This window comes from Marinobacter halophilus, from assembly GCF_003007685.1.
In the GTDB taxonomy this organism is placed as follows: domain Bacteria; phylum Pseudomonadota; class Gammaproteobacteria; order Pseudomonadales; family Oleiphilaceae; genus Marinobacter; species Marinobacter halophilus.
Genome location: NZ_PXNN01000003.1, coordinates 156,927 through 178,195, shown reverse-complemented (window position 1 = coordinate 178,195; position 21,269 = coordinate 156,927). Strand labels below are relative to the sequence as shown.

The 21,269-nt window shown below is 57.7% G+C and carries 22 protein-coding genes and 1 tRNA gene; 11 read left to right on the top strand and 12 right to left on the bottom strand.

Annotation, left to right across the window (positions count from 1 at the left end; genetic code table 11):
* Nucleotides 1–448: 448 nt before the first annotated feature.
* Nucleotides 449–1,759, top strand: coding sequence for an NAD(P)/FAD-dependent oxidoreductase (locus tag C7H08_RS00820; protein WP_106669866.1), 1,311 nt, complete (start codon nt 449–451; stop codon nt 1,757–1,759).
* A 25-nt stretch (nt 1,760–1,784) separates the two neighbouring features.
* On the opposite strand, the gene C7H08_RS00815 is transcribed toward C7H08_RS00820, so the two are convergent.
* Nucleotides 1,785–1,858, bottom strand: a tRNA-Gly gene (locus tag C7H08_RS00815).
* 71 nt (nt 1,859–1,929) lie between these two features.
* Here C7H08_RS00815 and C7H08_RS00810 point away from each other — a divergent pair.
* The 3 genes from C7H08_RS00810 (at nt 1,930) to C7H08_RS00800 (ending at nt 4,820) form a co-directional block, all read left to right on the top strand.
* Complete coding sequence (locus C7H08_RS00810; protein ID WP_106669865.1) at nt 1,930–3,642, top strand: potassium/proton antiporter; 1,713 nt, start codon at nt 1,930–1,932, stop codon at nt 3,640–3,642.
* Between the two features lie 123 nt (nt 3,643–3,765).
* Entirely contained in the window at nt 3,766–4,320 is a 555-nt protein-coding gene (locus C7H08_RS00805) for a L,D-transpeptidase family protein (RefSeq protein ID WP_106669864.1), read from the top strand.
* Nucleotides 4,321–4,538: 218 nt separating this feature from the next.
* Nucleotides 4,539–4,820, top strand: coding sequence for an Lpp/OprI family alanine-zipper lipoprotein (locus C7H08_RS00800; protein WP_106669863.1), 282 nt, complete (start codon nt 4,539–4,541; stop codon nt 4,818–4,820).
* A gap of 67 nt (nt 4,821–4,887) precedes the next feature.
* On the opposite strand, the gene C7H08_RS00795 is transcribed toward C7H08_RS00800, so the two are convergent.
* From C7H08_RS00795 to C7H08_RS00760, 8 genes are all read right to left on the bottom strand, one after another.
* Nucleotides 4,888–5,673 (bottom strand): slipin family protein, encoded by a 786-nt coding sequence (locus C7H08_RS00795; protein ID WP_106669862.1) that lies wholly within the window; start codon nt 5,671–5,673, stop codon nt 4,888–4,890.
* A 41-nt stretch (nt 5,674–5,714) separates the two neighbouring features.
* Nucleotides 5,715–7,172, bottom strand: a complete 1,458-nt coding sequence (locus tag C7H08_RS00790) for an NfeD family protein (RefSeq protein ID WP_106669861.1) — start codon at nt 7,170–7,172, stop codon at nt 5,715–5,717.
* A 22-nt stretch (nt 7,173–7,194) separates the two neighbouring features.
* On the bottom strand, nt 7,195–7,947 hold the full coding sequence (locus tag C7H08_RS00785) for an SDR family oxidoreductase (protein ID WP_188445206.1): 753 nt from the start codon (nt 7,945–7,947) through the stop codon (nt 7,195–7,197).
* Between the two features lie 100 nt (nt 7,948–8,047).
* The gene (locus tag C7H08_RS00780; RefSeq protein ID WP_373284908.1) at nt 8,048–9,028 is read right to left on the bottom strand and encodes a L,D-transpeptidase family protein; all 981 of its coding nucleotides are present in this window, start codon (nt 9,026–9,028) and stop codon (nt 8,048–8,050) included.
* Nucleotides 9,029–9,121: 93 nt separating this feature from the next.
* On the bottom strand, nt 9,122–9,691 hold the full coding sequence (locus C7H08_RS00775) for a TMEM165/GDT1 family protein (RefSeq protein ID WP_106669858.1): 570 nt from the start codon (nt 9,689–9,691) through the stop codon (nt 9,122–9,124).
* Between the two features lie 10 nt (nt 9,692–9,701).
* Nucleotides 9,702–11,093 carry a DHA2 family efflux MFS transporter permease subunit gene (locus C7H08_RS00770; RefSeq protein ID WP_106669857.1) on the bottom strand — a complete coding sequence of 464 codons (1,392 nt, stop codon included), beginning with the start codon at nt 11,091–11,093 and terminating at the stop codon, nt 9,702–9,704.
* A gap of 3 nt (nt 11,094–11,096) precedes the next feature.
* Nucleotides 11,097–11,522: a MarR family transcriptional regulator gene (locus C7H08_RS00765; RefSeq protein ID WP_106669856.1), complete on the bottom strand. Its 426-nt coding sequence runs from the start codon at nt 11,520–11,522 to the stop codon at nt 11,097–11,099.
* A gap of 162 nt (nt 11,523–11,684) precedes the next feature.
* Complete coding sequence (locus C7H08_RS00760; RefSeq protein ID WP_106669855.1) at nt 11,685–12,968, bottom strand: MFS transporter; 1,284 nt, start codon at nt 12,966–12,968, stop codon at nt 11,685–11,687.
* 251 nt (nt 12,969–13,219) lie between these two features.
* Here C7H08_RS00760 and C7H08_RS00755 point away from each other — a divergent pair, with 251 nt between their 5' ends.
* The 4 genes from C7H08_RS00755 (at nt 13,220) to C7H08_RS00740 (ending at nt 18,087) form a co-directional block, all read left to right on the top strand.
* A complete protein-coding gene (locus C7H08_RS00755) occupies nt 13,220–14,122 on the top strand; it encodes a helix-turn-helix transcriptional regulator (RefSeq protein WP_106669854.1) in 903 nt (300 codons plus the stop codon).
* Between the two features lie 9 nt (nt 14,123–14,131).
* Nucleotides 14,132–15,907, top strand: a complete 1,776-nt coding sequence (locus C7H08_RS00750) for an ExeM/NucH family extracellular endonuclease (protein ID WP_227663200.1) — start codon at nt 14,132–14,134, stop codon at nt 15,905–15,907.
* A 106-nt stretch (nt 15,908–16,013) separates the two neighbouring features.
* Nucleotides 16,014–16,901, top strand: coding sequence for an alpha/beta fold hydrolase (locus C7H08_RS00745; protein ID WP_106669853.1), 888 nt, complete (start codon nt 16,014–16,016; stop codon nt 16,899–16,901).
* A gap of 142 nt (nt 16,902–17,043) precedes the next feature.
* Nucleotides 17,044–18,087: an AraC family transcriptional regulator gene (locus C7H08_RS00740; RefSeq protein WP_106669852.1), complete on the top strand. Its 1,044-nt coding sequence runs from the start codon at nt 17,044–17,046 to the stop codon at nt 18,085–18,087.
* Between the two features lies 1 nt (nt 18,088).
* Here C7H08_RS00740 and queE read toward each other — a convergent pair whose 3' ends face one another.
* Together queE and queC are read right to left on the bottom strand one after the other, a co-directional pair.
* Nucleotides 18,089–18,745: a 7-carboxy-7-deazaguanine synthase gene (gene queE, locus C7H08_RS00735; protein ID WP_106669851.1), complete on the bottom strand. Its 657-nt coding sequence runs from the start codon at nt 18,743–18,745 to the stop codon at nt 18,089–18,091.
* A complete protein-coding gene (gene queC / locus C7H08_RS00730; RefSeq protein ID WP_106669850.1) occupies nt 18,745–19,428 on the bottom strand; it encodes a 7-cyano-7-deazaguanine synthase QueC in 684 nt (227 codons plus the stop codon). The genes queE and queC overlap by 1 nt, the downstream gene beginning before the upstream one ends.
* A 150-nt stretch (nt 19,429–19,578) precedes the next feature.
* Between queC and C7H08_RS00725 the strand changes: the two genes are divergently transcribed.
* From C7H08_RS00725 to C7H08_RS00720, 3 genes are all read left to right on the top strand, one after another.
* Complete coding sequence (locus C7H08_RS00725; RefSeq protein ID WP_106669849.1) at nt 19,579–20,091, top strand: 3'-5' exonuclease; 513 nt, start codon at nt 19,579–19,581, stop codon at nt 20,089–20,091.
* Between the two features lie 57 nt (nt 20,092–20,148).
* The gene (locus C7H08_RS18120; protein WP_165793915.1) at nt 20,149–20,295 is read left to right on the top strand and encodes a hypothetical protein; all 147 of its coding nucleotides are present in this window, start codon (nt 20,149–20,151) and stop codon (nt 20,293–20,295) included.
* A gap of 238 nt (nt 20,296–20,533) precedes the next feature.
* Nucleotides 20,534–20,806, top strand: a complete 273-nt coding sequence (locus C7H08_RS00720) for a hypothetical protein (RefSeq protein WP_106669848.1) — start codon at nt 20,534–20,536, stop codon at nt 20,804–20,806.
* A gap of 25 nt (nt 20,807–20,831) precedes the next feature.
* On the opposite strand, the gene C7H08_RS00715 is transcribed toward C7H08_RS00720, so the two are convergent.
* Complete coding sequence (locus C7H08_RS00715; protein ID WP_106669847.1) at nt 20,832–21,245, bottom strand: response regulator; 414 nt, start codon at nt 21,243–21,245, stop codon at nt 20,832–20,834.
* Between the last annotated feature and the right edge of the window lie 24 nt (nt 21,246–21,269).

The window sequence follows — 21,269 nt, the reverse complement described above, 5'->3', positions numbered from 1 at the left end:
AAAACGGTTTTGCTTAAAGCGTAGTCTAATGAAATATAGTCATTCAAAGCCGTGCAATCCAGTATAAACAACCAACAAGGCGCGGGAGAACTGGCTGGGAAACGGACTCGTCGCTGCATGGTGATTAAGTCGACAACGCCGCAAACCAGATAGAACATCTGGCAGTGAATGTTGTTAAGAAAATCGAGTAAATAGCCGGGTTGGCCACCGGCCCGGGACCGCGAACCTTTCCCTTGGCCAGCAGGCCGTCGCTATCCTCACTTTCAGGTATGGCCCGAAGCACTTGTCAGGCAGCACTTCTGTCCAATTGTCATCCCGGACCTCCGACGTTAGTATATTGGGCGTTAGCAGCCTACCTTTTGTGTTAACGGGTCAGACTAATCAGAGCAGACAGCCAAGCGTTTTCCCGCGAGAGCGCTTGGCTCTCATCTTCTAAGGTCTGACTGTTATGGAAAACCTGCATCACATTGTTGTGGTCGGCGGCGGTGCCGGCGGTCTTGAGCTGGTTACCAGCCTGGGCAACAAACTCGGCAAGAAACACACAGCCAGGGTCTCGCTGGTGGATGCCAGCCTGACCCATGTCTGGAAGCCGCTGCTGCACGAAGTTGCCTCTGGCTCGCTGGACGCCAGCGCCAACGAAATCAATTATCGAGCCCACGCCCGCAAACATCATTACGAATTTCAGCTCGGCCGCATGAGCGATCTCGACCGCAGCAACAAAGAAATCGTGATTGCGCCATTCCTGGATGAGGATGGTCGGGAGGTCGTGCCCGAACGCCGCCTTCAATACGACACCCTGGTGATTGCCGTTGGCAGTACCGCCAATGACTTCGGAACGCCTGGCGCGCAGGTGCATTGCCTGTTTCTGGACAGTCTCAGGCAGGCCCGGCGTTTCCATAACCTGATGCTTAATGCCTTTTTACGCAAGAATCACGAGGCACACCAAGGCCTGGCCCATTCTCTGAACATCAGCATTATCGGCGCCGGCGCCACTGGCGTGGAGCTGGCGGCAGAGTTACGACTGGCCTCGCGGGAATTGCCGGTTTACGGCATGAATCACCTGCAATCGTCTGACGTCACCATCAGCGTGATTGAGGCCGCCGATCGCATATTGCCGGCCTTGCCGGGTCGACTCTCGGCCGCCGCCACCCGGGAACTGGAGCGGCACAAGGTCAAGGTGTTCACCGGCCAGCCGGTGAGCGAAGTGCGCCATGACAGTTTGGTGATGAAGGATGGCACCGAACTGCCTTCAGAAATGACGATCTGGGCCGCAGGCATCAAAGCGCCGCCGTTTCTGGCCGGACTGGCCGGCCTTGAGACCAACGGCAGCAACCAGCTGGTGGTGGAACAAACCCTCCAGACCACCCAGGACCCGGATATTTTTGCCTTTGGCGACTGCGCGGCTTGTCCGCAGCCTAGCTCAGATCGCCCGGTGCCACCTCGGGCCCAGGCCGCACACCAACAGGCGGACGCTCTGTTCAAAACCTTGTGTAACCGTCTGGATGGCAAAGAACCGGTCGCCTTTGTTTACAACGATCACGGCTCACTGATCAACTTCAGCCGCTATACCACGGTGGGCAATCTGATGGGCAACCTGTCCGGTCGCAGCATGTTCATAGAAGGGAAGGTCGCACGCCTGTTCTACCTGTCTTTGTACCGGATGCATCAGGTCGCCCTGCACGGCTTTCTGCGTACCGGGGTAATCTGGCTGATGGATAAAATCAGTCGCGCCATGCAGCCGCGCCTCAAGCTGCATTGATCGGCAAAACTTTGTCCTGAAAGGCTGGAGCGGGCGATGGGAATCGAACCCACGTCATCAGGTTGGGAACCTGAAGCTCTACCATTGAGCTACGCCCGCCTGCATAATGATGGCCACAGCAATATAAGCCCGGGGCCGTGTTCGGGCAAGTCCCTTTGGTCTGGAGTCTGATGGATCCCACCTTTACCCTGATTGGCGCCCTGATGCTGGTCTTCAGCATTGTTCTGAGCCCGCTATCCAGCCGTATCGGCATGCCGGTGCTGCTGATCTTTCTTGCCGTCGGCATGATGATGGGTGAGGACGGGCCAGGCGGCATCCAGTTCGACAACTTCGAGCTGGCCTTTTTGATCGCGAATCTGTCGCTGGCCGTCATCTTGCTGGACGGCGGCATGCGCACCCGGGTGGAAACCTTCCGGGTGGGTCTGCGACCGGCGTTGGTCTTGGCTACGGTGGGTGTGGCATTAACCGCGGGCGGCGCTGCCATCGTCGCCTGGTGGGTATTTGATCTGCACTGGATGATGGCACTGCTGATCGGGGCCATTATCTCCTCCACCGATGCCGCGGCGGTTTTTTCCTTACTTCAGGGCCGCGGCCTACACCTGAACGAGCGAGTCAGCGCGACTCTGGAGATCGAGTCGGGCAGTAACGACCCGATGGCGATCTTTCTCACCCTGATGCTGGTCACCCTGATCGGTCAACAGGACCAGGGATCTTTGTGGTCCGGACTGGTGATGCTGGTTCAGCAGTTTGGCATCGGGGCCGCTGCCGGTGTGCTGGGCGGTTTTGCCACGGTCGAGTTGGCCAACCGGATGCGGCTGACACCAGCGTTGTACCCCATTCTGGTCGGCGCCGCCGGGATCGCGGTTTTTTCTGCCACCAATGCTGTTGGTGGTAGCGGCTTCCTCGCGATCTATCTCAGTGGCGTTATCATCGGTAACCGTCATGTCCGGATGATGCCGATGATCCTTCAGGTTCATGACGGCCTGGCCTGGCTGGCCCAGCTTTGTTTGTTCCTGATGCTTGGTTTGCTGGTGAGCCCTTCTGACCTGATTCCTCTTGCCGGAGCCGGCCTCATCCTAGCGCTTGCGCTGATCTTTGTGATCCGTCCGTTAACCGTGCTGGCCACCCTCTGGCCCTTCGGCTTCAATCGGCGAGAGTTGGGTTTCATCAGCTGGGTCGGGTTGCGCGGCGCGGTGCCGATCGTGCTGGCGCTGTTCCCGATCATGGCCGGTTTGCCGGATGCCCAACTGGTGTTCCATGCGGCCTTCTTTATTGTTCTGGTATCGCTGATCGTTCAGGGCACCACCATGGCACCCCTGGCCCGCAAACTTCATCTTGAGGTTCCGGCCGGTGAAGACCCCTACCGACGCCTGCCACTGGACGCCCCGGCAGCCGGTGACCATGAACTGATGCTGTTTCCCCTGCGAGGCAAGAACTGGGACACTCCAAAGCCTCTTGGTCAGCTGCGACTGCCGGATAACACGGCCGTCGCCGGTGTGTTCCGGAATCGCCTATGCCTGCAACCCACCAAAGAACTCGAAGTGTCTTCGGGGGATATGGTGGCCATGTTTGCCACCCCGGCCCTGCTGCCAGACCTCGGCAAGGCTTTGAGCGGTCGGCAGGCACCCAAGCACCTGGCAGAACGCGCCTTCTTCGGGGATTTTGTACTTAATGGCGACGCCTTGTTAGGTGACGTGGAGCAGGTGTACGGTATCGAATTCGACGAATTACCCCCCGAGCTGTCTTTGGCGGAATGCTTTGCCAAGCGCACCAAAGGCCACCCGGTGGTTGGTGACAAGGTTATCCTGGGCCCGGTTACCTTGGTGGCCAGGGCCACTGAGGCCGACCGGGTGACCAAAGTTGGCCTGAAGATGGATGCGTGACACCCTCCCGATTGGTACAAAGAAATCCAACAACCGTAACAAAACCCCTTACCAATCCCCACGCCGGCTATGTTATAACCACTGTGAACAAAGTTTAACCATCGAATCTAAAGCGCTGGCACCATGATCCTGAAACTGTTTTTATCGTTTTTACTGACCGCTCTGCCGGCCCTGGCCCAAAGCACGGAGCTTTTGGCGCGGGCGGATACCCAAATGGTTATGCCATCAGCTGAACCAACCCTGGCTGAGCACCTGGAAATAACAAAGGTGCTGGTTCACAAGGGTGAGCGCCGGTTGTATCTGCTCAGTGGCGATAAAAAAGTACGGAGTTACCGGATTTCTCTGGGTGATAATCCGGTTGGGCACAAATTGTACGAAGGCGACAAACGCACGCCCGAAGGGGATTACCTGCTGGACTGGCGCAATGCCAACAGCGACTTCTACAAATCCATCCATATCTCTTATCCAAGCCCCAGCGACCGCGAGCAAGCTGAAGCCTGGGGGCTGAGCCCGGGTGGCAGCATCATGATTCATGGCCTGCCTAACGATGCTGGCGACCTGGCCTTTGCCTTCGCCGGGCTGGACTGGACTGAAGGCTGTATTGCCGTCACTAACGAAGAGATGGACGAAATCTGGGCGTTGGTCGACAACGGCACCCCCATTCGCATTCTTCCCTGACAGCCCGAACTTCCAACCGCATTAATTCCATGACCACAGAATTAAGTTGTTGTCATAAGCTAAGAAATTTTACGTATCCTTAGTTAACATTATGTCTCAGAGTGTTTTACACTGTTTGACGACTCCGGTAGTCAATGCCTATCGGGCTAGTTGACAGGAAGTCGTCTATACTGACTTTCGGATCACAGGAAATAAAACGACTAATAAGGGGAATGATAATGCGTAAACTGACGATCGCCGGGTTTGCAATGGCAGCTGTACTGACTGCTGGTTGTGCAACGACTGATCAAGGATCTGTTGACGAAGCGAATGCAACTGCAAGCTCCGCCGAGCAGACCGCTAACAACGCACTGAATACTGCCAACAGCGCTGCCAGCTCTGCACGTACTGCCCAGCAGACTGCAGAAGAAGCGCTGGCTGCCGCTCGCTCAGCTCAGAAGTCCGCTGACGAAGCGAACGAGCGTGCACGTCGCATGCTGGAGCGCTCCAGCCAGAAGTAAGGGCTGACGCTTAGCAGAAAAGGCCGGTTGAACCGGCCTTTTTTGTGGGCGTCTGAAAACCCCATCGTTACTGATCGAGCTTGTCTGGCTTCCTGGTTACCTGGCCATCCATAAAGGATTTGATCATGTCGACCGGCAACGGGAACACGATGGTGGAGCTATTGCTATTACTCATATCTGCCAGCGTCTGAAGGTACCGTAACTGCATGGCACCGGAGTTGGCCGACATCACTTGGGCCGCTTCCACCAGCTTTTTCGACGCCTGCAATTCACCCTCTGCATGAATAACCTTGGCACGACGTTCACGCTCGGCTTCCGCCTGACGGGCGATGGCACGAATCATATTTTCATTCAGATCCACGTGTTTGATTTCCACGTTGGCCACCTTGATACCCCAGTCCTCTGTCTGGGAATCAATGATTTCCTGGATGTCGGAATTCAACTTGTCGCGTTCTGACAACATTTCATCCAGGTCGTGCTTGCCCAGTACCGACCGCAGCGTGGTCTGTGCCAGTTGACTGGTGGCCACACCGAAGTCTTCCACCCGGATGATCGCTTTCTCGGGATCGACCACCCGAAAGTACAAAACTGCATTGACCCGAACCGTGACGTTGTCCTTGGAGATAACGTCCTGGCTGGGCACATCCAAAGTGATCACTCGCAGATCAACACGCACAATCTGCTGGATACCTGGAATAACAATGATCAGGCCCGGGCCTTTCACACCCTGAAACCGGCCCAGGAAGAACACCACGCCGCGCTCGTATTCCGGCAAAATCTTGATCGCGGAACCGAGTATCAGCAGTAACACCACAAGCGGTGCGATATAGGGGAGAATGTTGCCCAGGTTCATACGGCCTCCTTGATTTGCCGTTGGTTAATCCGAATGGATCATTAATGGGCCGATCCGGCCCCTGGTTTGACCTCAACCATCAGGGTTAGCCCGTCCATGGCTGTAACACAGACCTTGCTGCCCTTGGTTACCGCCTCCTGACTTCGGGCATTCCAGCGTTCCCCGCTGACCTGTACATGGCCACGGTAATCCTCGTACGCAGGTTCGAAATCGTCCAGCGCCACGCCTACTTCGTGCGTCATGTGCTCGCTGCCACTGACCGGCGGTTTTCGCCTGAGGCCAATAAAGCGCGTGACCGTCCACAGAATAAAACCGCCGGCAACTACCGCCGTGCCGCCGATCGTGGGCAAAGAAATGTCGCGATGACTGCCGTCCATCAGAATCACCGACCCGGTGACAAAAGCGACGATCCCCCCAACCCCGAGCATGCCGAAGCTGGGCATCAGCGCTTCCCCGACAATGAACGCCAGGCCCAGAAGAATCAAGGCCAGCCCGGCGTAATTGACCGACAATACCTGGAAGGCAAACAGCGCCAGAATCAGGCTGATAGCCCCAATTACTCCAGGCACCATGGCCCCAGGGTTGGACAGCTCAAAGATAATGCCGTAGAAACCGATGATCATCAGGAAGTAGGCCACGTTCGGATCAGTAATCACCGACAGCAGCCGGGTTCGCCAGTCCGGCTCCAAGCGCTCAAGTTCCAGCCCGGCAGTATCCAGCTCGATCTCGCCAGTGGCCATCTGCACGGAGCGGCCGTGAATGGCTTCCAGCAAAGCCCTCAGGTCCGGTGCCACCACGTCAATCACGTTCAATTCCAGGGCTTCTGTGGCCCCCAGGTTGACCGCCTCACGTACCGCCTCTTCGGCCCAGTCGGCGTTGCGACCATGGCGTTCAGCGAGGCCACGGATGTAGCTGACGGCATCTTCCAGCACTTTACGCTCCATCGCGGTATCGCCGCGGCGCTTTTCCGGTTCGACAGCCTCACGATCAGACCCATCGGCATCATTGCTTTGTTGAGGTTCCTGTTCGGGTTCGGGTGAGCCCGGCAGGCCGCCCATCTGCACCGGTGTCGCCGAGCCCAGGTTGGTGGCCGGCGCCATGGCCGCGATATGACTGCCGTACAGAATGTAGGTGCCGGCACTGGCAGCCCTGGCACCTTGGGGGGAAACATAAGTGGCAACAGGGATTTCGGAGGCAAGAATGGTTTTGATGATCTCCCGCATGGACTCCATCAAACCGCCCGGGGTGTCCATTTCCAGGATTACCAGGCTGGCATTTTCCTGTTCTGCCCGGCGGATGCCGCGGGTCACGTAATCCATGGTGGCCGGGCCTATGGCCCCGTCAACGGTAAGCACCAGCGCCTTACGGGGAGAATCCTGCTCGGCAATGACCTGCCAGGAAAGGCCGATCAGGCCCAACAGCGCGCCAGCCAGAAAGATCAGTGACCAGACGTTCAGCCGATTGCACTGGCGCTGGCGGTGGAGCGGGTATGACTTCATAGCGACCTCCCGAACAGGATGATCAGAACAGTTTTGCCAGAATGCTCTCCGGCAAACGCCTCAGAATAAATCCGATGGGCGTCCAGGGCCAGGCCGGCACAAAACGTTCGGCCTTGCCCGACTCAATCGCACGCACCATGGCCCGACACCCTCTCTGGGCATCCACAATGAACGGTGTATGCTTTACCTTCTCATTTATCTCGGTCCGAATATACCCGGGATAAAGCGTGGTTACGCGGATCGGCGAGCGGCGCTTTTTCAGTTCGATCCGCAAGCCTTCGCAAAGTGCTGCCAATGCAGCTTTTGTGGCCGCATAGGTGGTGATATTTCCCGGCATCCCGCGGATTGCTGTCACAGAAGATACGGCAACCAGGTGGCCATGGTTCTGCGCCCGGAAAATCGCCATGGCAGCTTCTATCTGGGCGAGGGCAGCCACAAAGTTGGTTTCTGCGGTCTGGCGGTTCGCATCAAAGCGACCGGTACCCAAGGGCTGGCCTTTGCCGATACCGGCATTGACGATGATGCGATCAAGCTGACCGAACTCCTCCCGGAACGCCTGAAAGACGTCAAACACCTGCTGATGGTCGTTCACATCGAGAGCGCGCACACTGATGGTAACGCCTGAATACTCCGCCTCCAGCTCCGACTTGAGCTGGTCAAGGCGCTCGGTGCGGCGGGCACAAAGTGCCAGGTGATTGCCCCTGGCGGCAAATTCCCGGGCCATGCCTTCGCCCAGTCCTGAACTGGCGCCAGTTATCAAAATGGTGCGACTCATAAACACTCCTGCTCTGCGGTTATTGTTGGTTATGCCAGAACCGTCAGACGTCAGCAGCCCAAATCCAACAACCAGAGCTCAGCAAACCTGCGAACCAGGGTCAAAAGTACAGTGTTTGCTCCGATTCCGCTGGCTTTTTCGGGTCACGATCATCACCGGTTTTATCCGCCGCCATTTGGGTCAGACGTTCTCCGATCATGGTTGGTATGCCGTCCGCCTGATCCACCGCCAATTCAATGGAATGCCGCTGCACTTCCACGTCCGGATGCTGCTGTCGGAATGTTTCCAGGCGGTCGAGCACCGCCCGCCAGAGCCGATCCCGGTCCTGGTTTGAATAATCTTCGTGGGGGCGGTGCACTTCCAGCCAGACTTCTCCGCCAGACAGGCCTATTTTCACCGGCTCACGGATCACCTGCACAGAGGTGCCTTTCTGCACCTGGTAAGCGAAGCGGGAGATATCGTCGTTATACATACGGAAGCAACCCGCGCTGACCGGCATACCGACGCCAAAGCGCTTGTTGGTGCCGTGGATCAGATAACCTTTTTCACTCAGCATCAGCGCATGGGTGCCCAGAGGATTGTCCGGGCCCGGAGGAATCATTCTGGGCAGGTATTCGCCAGAGGCTTCATAGGATGCGCGAATGCTGGCCGGCGGATACCAGGCCGGGGATTCCAGAGCCATGGTGACTTCGGCATCGGTCACTGGTGACGGGTTTTCCTCGCGGCCGACACCCACCGGATACACCTGAACACCCCCATCGGTGTAATAGTACAGACGGTACTCGGCAAGATTGATCACAATCCCTTCCCGGCGCGCGTCTGGCAGAACGTACATCCGGGGCAGTGTAATCACGCTGCCATCGCCCGGAAGCCAGGGATCCACGCCCGGATTGGCTTTAACCAACTCGAGATAGCCCAGGGCCAGATCGTTGCCCAAGCCCGCGAAAGTGTCTTCATAACGGGTGGTGTGCACCTGCAGCTCACCGGCAATATCCCCTTTGAGTGCAAACGTCGGCACCCGGGGCGTCCGGTCATTTTCCGCCGCCAACAAGGTTGGTGTCATTGCCACCACCGAACACATCAGAATGGCCGCACAGCCTTTTAACCACATATCAATTTGATCCCATCATCATTCTTCCCGAGCCTGCATGTCTCTCAGAGACCGCTTTGCGGCTCAGGAGTTCACCAGGGTGGTCCAGATCGTCACTACCGCCAACGCCCCGAACAACACACTGGCGGCGATCCTGGCGGTGGCCAGCGGCATTCTTTCCATCAACCAGCGGCCCGCCATGATAACCGGGATGTTGGCCAGCAACATCCCCACTGTCGTACCGATGATAACCCATAACGTTTCGGTATACCTTGCCGCCAGCACCACCGTGGCCACCTGGGTTTTGTCACCTATTTCGGCCAGAAAAAACATCACCGTCGTCGCGCCAAACGCGCCCATTCCCAAAAACCGGGATTCGCTGCTGTCATCCTTATCCGGGATCAATAGCCACAGCGCAATGGCGACAAAACTGACCGCAAGAATCCAGGGCAACCAGTTTTGCGGAATCCAGCTGGCCACCCAGGCACCCAGCCATGCCGAAAGTGCATGATTGAGCACGGTAGCAACAAGAATACCGAGAATGATTGGAGTACGCTGCGCGTAACGGGCGACCAGAAAAAGCGATAGTAGCTGGGTTTTATCGCCAATTTCAGCAATGGCTACCGCCAGGGTTGAAGCAAAAAAAGCATCCATCAAAAAGACCTTAAACTCTCATTTTCCAGACAGGCACCGCCGCAAGCGCCACAAAGACAGCCACCAGCCACCAGGCAGAGGCAAACGCGCCAAAGGTTGGCACGCCGGCCTGATGCTCACCGAATTCGATGGTCAAGGCCACCAGATTCACGCCCAGAGCCCCACCCAACTGGCGGGCAAAGCTGATGGTACTGGAACCAGCCCCGAGTTGTTCGGGGGCCAGCGGGTTAAGTGCTCCGGTAGACAATGCCGGCAACATAAAGCCGATACCAATCCGGCCCAGAACTGCCCACAACGCCAGCCACGCGAAACCGGCATACGCCCCCGTCATTGCGAACAGCGCCGCCGACAACGCAAACATCAGGATGCCGAACAGTACCAGGCTACGGGCACTGCGTTTGTCCGCCAGCCGGCCGGCAAGCGGGAAAACGATGCCGAGCACCACCCCGGCAGGCAGCATCAACAAGCCGGCTTCGGTGGCCGAAAAGCCGAGCGCTGTCTGCACGAACAATGGGATCAGGTAGGTCGATCCGAACAAGGCCAACCCCAACGCCATGGCGCCAAGGGTGGCACACAAAAAAACCGGTTGCCGCAACAGGTGAATATTCACCAGAGGATGCCTGGCTGAACGTTCGCGCAGCACAAACCCCACAAAAAAAACCAGGGCCAGCAAGCCCTGCAACAGAATACGTCCTTCCTGGCCGGCCCAGGACTGCATTCGGGTCAGTGTTTCCAGCGTCAGCGCGATGGTGGCCCCGAGCAGGAGCAAGCCGGTCAGGTCAAGCGGATAACGCGCCGGGCGCGAGCGCGGTAGCGGCAAGAACCGCCACGCCATCCATACGCCCAGCAGGGTGACAGGCGCGGGCGCATACATCACGTAACGCCAGTTGAACTGGTCCACCAGAAAACCGCCAAGCACCGGCCCTAGAGCGGGTGCCAGAATCACCCCCATGCCGTAAATGCCCATCACCTGGCCGCGACGATCCACCGGGAAGATCCGGAACACCAGATACATGCCCATCGGCTGCATCAGGCCCGCCATGGCCCCCTGGCCTATTCGCGCCGCGATCAGTTGTTCCGGGGTATTGGCAAAACCGCCAACAATGGAAATTACGGTAAACGCGGCCATGGCGACGCCCAGCGTCAGGCGCACGCCAAACCGGTCAAGCAACCAGGCAGACGCCAGCATGGTGGTGGTCATGGCTGCAATAAAACCGGTCGCCAACCAATGTACCTGGCCCTGACGAATACCGAATTCCAGCATAATGTCATGCAGGGCGACGTTGACCACTGTGGCACTCAGCACCGTTGCCATGGTGCCGAGCACAACAGTGATGACCGCTAGCCAGCGCCAACGCTCACCGTAACGGGCGGTCAGCCCCTCAATGGAATTATTGTGCAATCGTTACTTCTGCTTTTCAGCGTTATCCAGAATCTTGTGAAACACTTTAAGCGCGCTCTCGATTTCCTTGTCGGAAACGCCCTCAAGCATTTCTTCACGCAAGGTCGCGGCCCGTTCCGACAGCTCATCCATAAATGCGGCACCGGGCTTGGTCAGATGCAAACGGCGGGCACGACGATCGTTCGGGCAGGCACGACGCTCAATCAGGCCTTGCTGTTCCAGGCTGTCCAGCAGGCGCACCAGCGTAGGATTCTCAATCGCCATCAGGCTGGCCAGCTCTCTTTGAGTAAGCCCCTCGCCACCTTGCTGCAGATACACCATGGTGCTCCAACGGGCTTGGGTGACGCCCAGATCTTTCAGGCGCTCATCGAGCATCTTACGCCAGCGGCGCGTGACCCGGGCAACGGCAAACGGGAATTGATCTCTCATGGCTAAACACTCCTGATGGTGATCCGGCATGGGACAAGCAAACGCCAACCCGAAAACCGACAAAACACTTACCGTATTGGAAATTCACCAATAGTAAGCTAACCATTGTAATAAAAACAGATTTAAAGATGAAATTATAATTGGGGAAAACCGAGAGATGCGTCAGCCCACCTGACGCATCTCCTCCTGCATCTCGTTCACTTCTGGTGATTGATGGAACTCGGTGTTGCGCGGGTCCATCTCGGTCAGCACAGACGAGGTTTCCGGCATGGCCGGGACAAAGTGCTCCTGGTCGGCCACGGCCACATCGTCGGTATGACTGATCCGGTAGCTGGTGATTGCCGCCAAGACCAGCAAAAAACTGGCATTACCGTAGAACAGACCCGATGGGCCGAGACGGTTGATCAGTTCTGCCATGGTGATCGGACCAATCACACTGCCGATACCATAACTCAGCAACAACGTGGCGCTGGCTGCGACTATGCGATTACTTTCCATGCGGTCGTTGGTGATTGCCACCGCAATCGGGTAGATCGTAGCCGACAAGCCGGTAAACAACCCGACCAACACGGTCAGCAGCGCCAGGTTGGCGGCACCGGTAACGGCCACGGCACCGGCGGCACTGGCTCCGAACACGGCAACCCAGAACATCACCCGGCGGCGATCAAAACGGTCGCACAACCGGCCTAAAGGCCAGGCCAGCAACATGGCTGCGACGATCGCGCTCGCCATGAAGGTGGAAGTGCGGGCCACATCCAACCCCACCATGGTGGCGTATACCGGGCCAAGCGCGTAGAAGCCCCCGATGAGCACTCCGCAAATCAGTGCGCCCGCCACCCCGGTAAAGGATTCTCTGCCCAGCGTGAAAAAAGACATGCGCGGTGACTGCTCAATCACCGGCGCTTCCATGCGGGTCAGGGCCAGGGGAATCAAAGCAATGGTGAGCAGGATTGCTGCCAGTGAGAACGGCAGGAAGTTAGCCGGGTCCCCCACGTTCACAATCAACTGGCCACCTGCCGCCGACAGGTAAAAAACAATTTGGTAGATCGCAAACAGAGTACCCCGGTTAGCATTGGTCGCCCGGCTCGAAAACCAGCTTTCAATGACCACCAGAACACCGGCAATGCAGAACCCGGACAACACCCGCAAGATTGCCCAGAAGACCATCGACACGGCCATCGGGTACATCAGGGACACCACCGCCGCCATAGCCGCAAACGCCGCAAACGCACGAATATGGCCAACCCGACCAATAATCTTGTGAACGTAAAGTGTACCGAACACAAAACCAATGGAATAGCACACCAGAACCCAGCCAATCACGTTCGGTGAAACTTCCTCCATACTCAGGCGAATGCCTAACAGAGTCATTAAAAAGGCGTTGCCGCTAACCAATAAAACAATGCTCAGAATAAGCGCCGAAAAGGAAGCGACCATTCGGGTCATGAATGACTCCGTAAGCTGGGTAACACCAGGGTGACGTAAAAGGAAAGACAGCAACGTTATCAGTTGCCTGCTGGCGGCCATTAAAACAGGCCTGGTCAGGCGACACCACTAGGGAGTTGCCGAGACTTTGACGTCTGTTGTGGCACTCCGTTTAACAATGTTTTACATTATTAATGTGTCGTAACAGTACACGAGGGTTGTAGCGGGTAACATGAACATCAAGCTATTTATCAGATCGTGAGCGCCTGGTTATGAAGAAAACGGACTGGCCCATTCGCTGGGATTTATTGCTTCGCTATCGCCTGATCGAAATCGTCGCACTGTGGGAAGGACGCCTCACCACTAACCACATTTGCCACAGTTTCGGGATTGGTCGTCAGCAGGCATCCAAGGACATCAACACCTACCTGCGGGAACTCGCGCCGGACAATCTCGTATATGACCGACACCTTAAGGGCTATGTGCCCGCAGCCGGGTTCAAACCGGTAGTTACTCGCGGTCAGGTCGGCGAGTATCAGGAACTGCTCTCTCGTCAGCAAAATCTCAGTGAAACCTTTGCCGATCTTGAACTGGGACTGCCCGGCAATACGGTGATACCGGAACCGGCCCGGTGCATTGCCCCGCAGACCATGCGAGCCGTTGTCACCGCTACCCGTTATCACCGTCAGCTAAGAGCCAGCTACGTTTCACTGAGCAGGCCAGAGGCCGCTGACAGCATACTGGAGCCCCATTCTCTGGTGTGTGCTGGCAACAGCTGGCACATTCGCGCCTGGTGCAGTGCTAACCGGGAGTTCCGGGATTTTGCCCTGAGCCGTTTTCAGGGCCAGCCGGAAGCCCTGCGCCAGAAAGCCCGGCATTCCGCGCAGCAGGATGAGGACTGGCAACGGATAGTCACCCTCGAGATTGCACCTGACCAGCGGCTGAGCGAAGCTCAGCAAACGATCATTGCCAATGACTACGGCATGGAGCAGGGCAGCCTCAACGTCGAGACCCGCGCCGCGCTGGCACCCTATGTCTTGTCCAGGCTCGGCATAACCTTTGACAACCATCACCCGGACCCGCTGGTGCAGCAACTTGAGCTGGCCAACCCGGATCAACTTGGTTTCGGCAGCAAGCGTGAACGAGCACTCAAAGCGGTCGCCGGTCTCTGCTAGACTGGATCGGTGACCAAGCCTTCTTTTTATACCCTGCCTGCCATTCTCAGCCTGCTGCTTGCTGTCGGGGTACCCGCGCAGGCAGCGGCTGAGGCTTGTGGTGCGCCAGCCACGGCCATGCATCAGGTCCAGGGCAGCGGCTCATCGTCGCCGCTGGCCGGGCAGACTGTCACGGTCGAAGGCGTGCTGACACAGGACAGCCGAGACCGCGATGGCTTCAACGGGTTCTATCTGCAGCAGGCCGATGCCGAAACCGACCAGAATCCTGCCACCTCCGAAGCCTTGTTTATTTATACCCACCAGAGCACAGGCAAGCCCGGCCAGCGCCTTCGGCTCACCGGTACCGTCAAGGAGTTTCACGGGCTCACCGAGCTGGTCAACGTCCGCGAACTGACCGTATGCGGCAATGCAGCCCTGCCGCACCCAATCAACGTATCGATACCCTGGACGCAACCACCCGAAAGCCTCGAAAACATGCGGGTACGGTTTACCGATCCGCTGACGGTCATCGACCATTACAATTTGACGGAGTACGGTGAACTGACCCTGGCCGCCAACGATCAGGTAACGCCCACCGAATACCTGGCCCCAGGCTCGAAAGCTCTGCGCCAGTCTCAACGAAATAATCAACACCGGGTACTGCTGGACGATGGCCAGTCAGTGCGCAACCCCGATCCTATACCCTGGCCACCCGATGGCCTTGAGCATCCCCAAACGCTACGCGCGGGAGACACTATTACCGGGATCGAAGGTGTTCTGGATTACCGCTTTGGCCAGTGGCGCATCCAGCCAGATCGTCCGCCCCGGTTCAAACGCCTTAATGCACGGCCCGAAGCGCCCGCCAGACCCTCAAAGGACAGCCAACGGCTGATGACCCTGAACCTGGAAAACTTCTTCAATGGCGACGGTAAGGGCGGCGGGTTCCCTACCGCCCGAGGCGCACAACACCCAAACGCGTTTCGGCGACAGAGCCAACGACTGGTGGCGGCTATCCTGCAGTCAGACCCGGACATTCTGGCGGTTACCGAAATGGAGAATGACGGTTATGGCCCTGATAGCGCGCTGGCAGAGTTGGCACGGCAGCTCGGCGCTGACTGGTCCTTCATCGCCACACCCGGACAGGATGGCCGCGATGCTATTCGAAATGCGCTGCTTTACCGTTCAGACCGGGTCACCCCGATCGGTGCCGCAATGCGGCCAGACACCGGTCGTTTTAGTGCACTGGACAGACCTCCAGTCGCCCAGATTTTCCGTTTCCCGGGCAGCGTCCAAACCGTGCGGGTGGTGGTGCCTCACCTGAAATCCAAATCCTGCCGCAACGCCCGGTCGGTCAACTCGGATCAGCAAGACGGCCAGGGTTGTTTCAACCATCGCCGGGTTCAGGCCGCCAACGCCATACTTGAATGGCTGGCCACCCTGCCACAACCCCAGACTCTGGCTGGCACTCTGATTGCCGGCGACCTCAACAGCTATGCCCAGGAAGATCCCATGCAGATCTTCTATACCGACGGCTACATCAGCCTGGCGCACCATTTCCAGTCCTGCGACGCAAATCATTGCGACCATCACAGCTATCGCTACCAGGGTGAGAAAGGATCTCTCGACTACATTCTCGCCTCCGGCACGCTGCTGCCTTATGTCGTCAATGCGCAAAGCTGGAATATCAACGCTGATGAGCCCAGAGCGTTGGGCTATGGCCATTCGGCCGGACGGTCCGTGACCGGCCCGTGGCGCGCCTCTGATCACAACCCGCTAATCACCGACCTGAAACTTCCCTCGCGCTAATCCCGGTTGCCGCTCCGACGTCAACTTCAGGCAGTCCGGCAATAGCGTTCAGCACCAGCCCCGCTAAACTTGACGCCAGATCCACTGTTTCGAGGTCATTGTATCCATGAAAGTGTCCACGCCCAATTTCTGGCCTGCTGCTCGCACCGGACAACGCTGGTTGCTCCGCGCCCGCCGGCAACAGGCACTTGTCGACGGCCATCGCATGGTCTTTCTGGAACGGGGCAAACCGGCACCCGGCCGGCCTACTCTGGTATTGATTCACGGCTTTGCCGCGATGAAAGAAAACTGGGCGTTCTGGATGCAGAAGCTGCCGGCCGACTGGCACCTTCTGGTGCCGGATGTTCCCGGCCTGGGTGAAAGCCAGTACCATCCTGAGGCCTGCTATCGCTACGAAAGCCAGGCCCAGCGACTAAGCGACTGGCTGTCCGGATACCCCACCGACAATCTGCACATCGCAGGCAGCTCTATGGGTGGCGCAATCGCGGCACTACTGGCGCACAAACTGGAACAATCACCACGCACGGTCACCCTGCTCAACAGTGCAGGCATTCCCGAGCATGCGGACGTCGATATTGACGCACCGTTCGAGTCTGATCGTGACGCCATTCTGATTCCCCATGACTGGGCTGGGGTATATCGCATGTTCAACAGCGTCGGCACTGGCAAACCCACGCTGCCAGGGCTTGCCATGACCGGATTGCTGGGCCCGGATCTGTTGCAGCGCCGCGATTCCCTGCGGCACATCTTCAATGACATGCTGGCCGATGCCCTGGCACCCGCACGATACCTGAGCCCGAATTCACCACCGCTGCAGGTGCAGTGGGGGGATCGCGATGTGATCACGCCAACCCGGTGTGTCGACTGGTTCAAAACCGCCACGCCCGGCGCCGAGGTGCACGTGTTCCGTGGCGTTGGTCACCTGCCGATGCTGGAAAATCCGGGCCACTCCGCCAAAGTGCTGGAAGCCTTTATCCGCCGTCATAACCACTGAAAACACCCACCATAGAATCTCAATTGGCCTCTCTGGCCCATTGACCCGTCAATCAAGTCATGGGGATCAAGTGACCGAAGGGGCATAATCAGTATTATTGAGTGCCCTTACATAACAACAACTGTCGCTGACGAGGAAACCCATGCGCGCCTCAGTGTCTACCGCACAGGATCTGGGCATGCCGGCCATCTACCTGCATACCCTGGCCGAATTGCTGCACACCATCGGTATCGACGAACGGGATCTGATTCGCCGGGTCGGCCTCGACCCATCCCGTCTCAACTCCACGGAACTGCGGGTAAGCCAGGCTCAGGCCAGTGAGTTTGTCACCCGGGCCATCATCGAAAGCGGTGAACCCGGCCTGGGCATCATGCTCGCCCGGGAGCTGAAACTCCCGCTCCACGGGGCTCTGGGCACCGCCGTGATGAGTAGCCGGACACTGGAGGAGGCATTGCAGCTAATGACCCGGTACCTGACACTGCGAGCACCTCACTTGCAGGTGCACAAGCGTATCTCGGGACAGAATGCCTGGTATGACGTCACTTGCGATGTCGAGCTTGGCCCCCTGCAAGGCTTCGTTCTGGATGCGGTGTTGTTCGGCTGCGTCACCATGGGCGTACAGTTAACCGGAACTCTGGCCGCCGGTATGCACATTCTCAGACGCGGGCCAGAACCCAATCATTTTCACCGCTTTCGCAACCGGATCGGAGTGCCGGTAGAGTACGGTGCCGTCGAAAACGCACTGGTCATTCCGGTCAGCCAGCTTGGCCTGCCCGTGCGCTTCACCAACGATCAGCTTGCCAACAGCTCCCGGGCTCAATGTGAGGAAGCGCTGAAACAGTTGCGGGAAGACGCCGGCTTTGCCTGTCGGGTTCGCCGGGTGATCGAAACCAGTCACCCGTTTCCGCCGAAACTGGCCCGGGTTGCCGCTACCTTGTTTGTCTCCGAACGCACGCTGAAACGGCGACTGCAGGAAGAAAACGCCAGCTTTCAGCATCTGGTGGACCAGGTCCGGCTTGAACGAGCCCGGGAGTTGCTGGAAAACACCGGTATGAACCTGAGCCAGATTGCGGATGCGCTGGGGTACGCCGATGCCGCCAATTTTACCCGCGCCTTCAAGCGCTGGACCGGCCTCAGCCCAAGTCACTTCCGCAGCAAAGAAGCTGCCCTGCGCGAGACCGCCTGATTCAATCGATGCCGAGGATCTTGTGCATCTGCAGAGTCAGTCGCCATTGCGGATGCGCCAGACAATAATCGGTAGCTTTACGGGTGTTGCTCCGTTTAACCGGATCATCTCCCTGTTCCGGCACCGACGGTGACGCCATCGGTGACAAAAAATAATGCCGGGCACGAATGCCCAGAAATTGCTCAGGCGGGGCCAGGGGCTGCGGATACACCAGTTTCAGTTCATCACACTCGGTGATTACCACCTCGGCATCGGCTTTCGGACTCACGCACAGCCAGTCGATACCGTCCGGGGCGGCCAAGGTACCGTTGGTTTCCACACCGATTTCAAAACCGGCCCCATGGAAAGCATCAATCAACAACTTATCCAGTTGCAACAAGGGCTCACCACCGGTGCAGACAACATAGGGCGTGCCCGGGGCAGCCGGCCACAGGTTGTGGATATGCGTCGCCAATGCCTCAGGAGTCTCAAAACGCCCGCCATTCTGGCCATCGGTGCCGACAAAGTCGGTGTCGCAAAAGTCACAGACTGCACCGGCACGGTCTTTTTCCCGCCCGGTCCACAGATTGCATTTGCTGAACCGGCAGAACACCGCAGCACGACCGGCCTGAGCCCCCTCTCCCTGAAGAGTGTAAAACGCCTCTTTTACTCGATACATCAGGCGTCATCCTCATTACGTTCAGGTGCCTCATAAGATAGCGGATCCTCAAGACCATGAACCGCAAACGCTTCGAGCCGCTCAACGCAGGAACCACAAACGCCGCAGGCCTGCTCGCGACCGTTGTAGCAAGTCCAGGTCTGGCTGTAATCAAGGCCAAGCTTAAGACCCTCAGCAAGAATCTCGCCTTTGTCGAGATCCATGAACGGCGCTTCGATTCCGACCGGTTCGTAGTTGGCGATCCGGCACACAGCATCCATCTTCTCAACAAATTCCGGGCGGCAATCCGGATAGATCGCATGATCACCGCCGTGGGCGCCGTACCAGACCGATTGCGCGCCGACGGTCACCGCATAACCTGTGGCCAGGGACAACAGAATCATGTTGCGGTTGGGCACCACGGTCGATTTCATGCTGTCTTCCTGGTAATGCCCCTCGGGAATGTTGATATCCGAGGTCAGCGATGAGCCAGCCATGACCTCGTTCATCGCCCGGATATCGATCACCTTGTGGGGAATGCGCTCGGCCTGGCAAACGCTTCTGGCTGCTTCAAGCTCACGGACATGACGTTGCCCGTAGTTGAATGACAGTGCGTGGACATTGCGGCCTTGCGCCCGAGCCAGGTTAAGCAAGGTAAAAGAATCCATGCCTCCGGAGTAAATCACGACAACAGTGTCAGTCATGGGGCGATCACCAGGATAGAAGAGGATGTGTCATCAGGTTTTTACAAACCATGGCTACATTGTAACAGCGCAACAACCTCTTGGGTTCGCGTCTCGGCAAGATCGGGGGTAAACTCGAGGGAAAACGACAAAGACCCAAATGTTGATTCAATGACACGCGATAGCAGCCCGGCATTCATCGATTTTGAAGCATCCAGTCTCGATTTGATCGCAAGTTACCCGATCGAAGTCGGGGTTTGCATGCCCGATGGTGCCCTGCACAGCTGGTTGATTTGCCCTCATGTACTTTGGCGAGACTGGTCCGAAAGCGCCGAAACCATCCATGGCATATCCCGCGCCCGGCTTGAGCAGGAGGGCATGTCGGTGAGCGAGGTGGCAAAACAACTGAATGACCTGCGACTTGACCAGGTGTTTTGTGACGCCTGGACCTTCGACAGCTTCTGGCTGCACCGTCTGTTCCGGGCCGCCGGTGAAACCCCGGGGTTCCAACTTGAATCGGTATCCATGCTGCTGAATCCGGCACAGGTGCGGCTGTGGTCCGGCACCCGGCAACAGGTGATCGCCGATCTTGGCCTGCCCGTTCACCGAGCCGCCAACGACGCCCTGATTCTGCACAAGACCTGGGAAAGAGTGATTCTCCACGGCGAAGCCGCCCTGCCATAACGTTGAGATCCCCAACAAAAAAACGCAGCCTATTGGCTGCGTCGAAAGGAGAGATCCATGCGCTACCTGATTTACAAGTACCGTGGATTGCACAACGTAAAAACACGTGACAGACGAAAGTATGCCGACAGCCGTCCAAAGCGTCTGTACGGGTTTGCCGAAGCGCGCAGGCTATTGCAAACCGGCCAATTGCCTATACACTGATGTTTGAACTGAATTCAAAGAGCCGACATGACCAGAATGATGCCCAAGCACACCGTTTACTCAGCCGCCGGTTGCCAGAAAGGCCCATCCGTGCGCGCCATGGTGAAAGACATCTAGCGGCTTTCGGTCAGTCCCGGGAGCCATGACGGCGACCGGGGCAGCTTCTCTGCCAGACCCCGGTTGCCTCAGGCACCGGGGTTTTTTGTTTTTGCAGCAGCGAAACGACAAGGAGAAGACCATGAGAAAACATCCGACACCACGTGCCGCTAATCAACCCGCCAACAACCGGCTGGCTCCGGTCAAGCGTCCGGAAAAATTGCCGCTGCTGGATGCTATTTGCAAGAAATTAAATCAGCGCGTCAACTTGGATGATGAACCGCGGGTTCTGGGGCTGTACGAGCGGGGCTGGATCTTCAAGGGCGTATTGAGCAACCTGAACGAATCCGAGGCACGCTATGTGCGGGCGCTGGCCACCCGCCACAATTCCTGGATTGCTCGCCAGGTCGCATGATTCGCACTCGCAAACGTCGGACCGGTCAGTGGCGCCGGTTCAGCGTTTGTATCATCGCCATGTCACCACCGTGCACCATGGCATAGTTATTCACTACATCGTGAATTTTTTCCTGGGAGTAGGGCTTGACCACATAGCCGTTGGCACCAGCACTGATGGCGCGCTGAATGCTGTCGATAGAATCGTCCGCAGTCACCAGCACAATGTGCTGATGCTCCCGAACCTGCTTGAAACGGGTCATCAACTCATGGCCATCGCCATCCGGCAAACCAAGGTCCAGCAGGATTATCTGGTATTCACTGGCCTCAAACGCCGCCCGCGCAGACGCCGCATCGCCACATTCTGACACCCGAGTTGCCCCGGCGTTGTAGAGCATCTCTACCAGGCGCGCTCGCATCACCGGTTCATCTTCCACAACCAGTACTCTCAGATCCGTCATCGCTGTCCTCCCGTCTCATTCGGT

Bases quoted from the DNA above. Each gene is read 5' to 3' on its own strand.
- C7H08_RS00820 (WP_106669866.1), top strand. From the start codon at position 449: ATGGAAAACCTGCATCACATTGTTGTGGTCGGCGGCGGTGCCGGCGGT.
- C7H08_RS00810 (WP_106669865.1), top strand. From the start codon at position 1,930: ATGGATCCCACCTTTACCCTGATTGGCGCCCTGATGCTGGTCTTCAGC.
- C7H08_RS00805 (WP_106669864.1), top strand. From the start codon at position 3,766: ATGATCCTGAAACTGTTTTTATCGTTTTTACTGACCGCTCTGCCGGCC.
- C7H08_RS00800 (WP_106669863.1), top strand. From the start codon at position 4,539: ATGCGTAAACTGACGATCGCCGGGTTTGCAATGGCAGCTGTACTGACT.
- C7H08_RS00795 (WP_106669862.1), bottom strand. From the start codon at position 5,673: ATGAACCTGGGCAACATTCTCCCCTATATCGCACCGCTTGTGGTGTTA.
- C7H08_RS00790 (WP_106669861.1), bottom strand. From the start codon at position 7,172: ATGAAGTCATACCCGCTCCACCGCCAGCGCCAGTGCAATCGGCTGAAC.
- C7H08_RS00785 (WP_188445206.1), bottom strand. From the start codon at position 7,947: ATGAGTCGCACCATTTTGATAACTGGCGCCAGTTCAGGACTGGGCGAA.
- C7H08_RS00780 (WP_373284908.1), bottom strand. From the start codon at position 9,028: ATGTGTTCGGTGGTGGCAATGACACCAACCTTGTTGGCGGCGGAAAAT.
- C7H08_RS00775 (WP_106669858.1), bottom strand. From the start codon at position 9,691: ATGGATGCTTTTTTTGCTTCAACCCTGGCGGTAGCCATTGCTGAAATT.
- C7H08_RS00765 (WP_106669856.1), bottom strand. From the start codon at position 11,522: ATGAGAGATCAATTCCCGTTTGCCGTTGCCCGGGTCACGCGCCGCTGG.
- C7H08_RS00760 (WP_106669855.1), bottom strand. From the start codon at position 12,968: ATGACCCGAATGGTCGCTTCCTTTTCGGCGCTTATTCTGAGCATTGTT.
- C7H08_RS00755 (WP_106669854.1), top strand. From the start codon at position 13,220: ATGAAGAAAACGGACTGGCCCATTCGCTGGGATTTATTGCTTCGCTAT.
- C7H08_RS00745 (WP_106669853.1), top strand. From the start codon at position 16,014: ATGAAAGTGTCCACGCCCAATTTCTGGCCTGCTGCTCGCACCGGACAA.
- C7H08_RS00740 (WP_106669852.1), top strand. From the start codon at position 17,044: ATGCGCGCCTCAGTGTCTACCGCACAGGATCTGGGCATGCCGGCCATC.
- queE (WP_106669851.1), bottom strand. From the start codon at position 18,745: ATGTATCGAGTAAAAGAGGCGTTTTACACTCTTCAGGGAGAGGGGGCT.
- queC (WP_106669850.1), bottom strand. From the start codon at position 19,428: ATGACTGACACTGTTGTCGTGATTTACTCCGGAGGCATGGATTCTTTT.
- C7H08_RS00725 (WP_106669849.1), top strand. From the start codon at position 19,579: ATGACACGCGATAGCAGCCCGGCATTCATCGATTTTGAAGCATCCAGT.
- C7H08_RS18120 (WP_165793915.1), top strand. From the start codon at position 20,149: ATGCGCTACCTGATTTACAAGTACCGTGGATTGCACAACGTAAAAACA.
- C7H08_RS00720 (WP_106669848.1), top strand. From the start codon at position 20,534: ATGAGAAAACATCCGACACCACGTGCCGCTAATCAACCCGCCAACAAC.
- C7H08_RS00715 (WP_106669847.1), bottom strand. From the start codon at position 21,245: ATGACGGATCTGAGAGTACTGGTTGTGGAAGATGAACCGGTGATGCGA.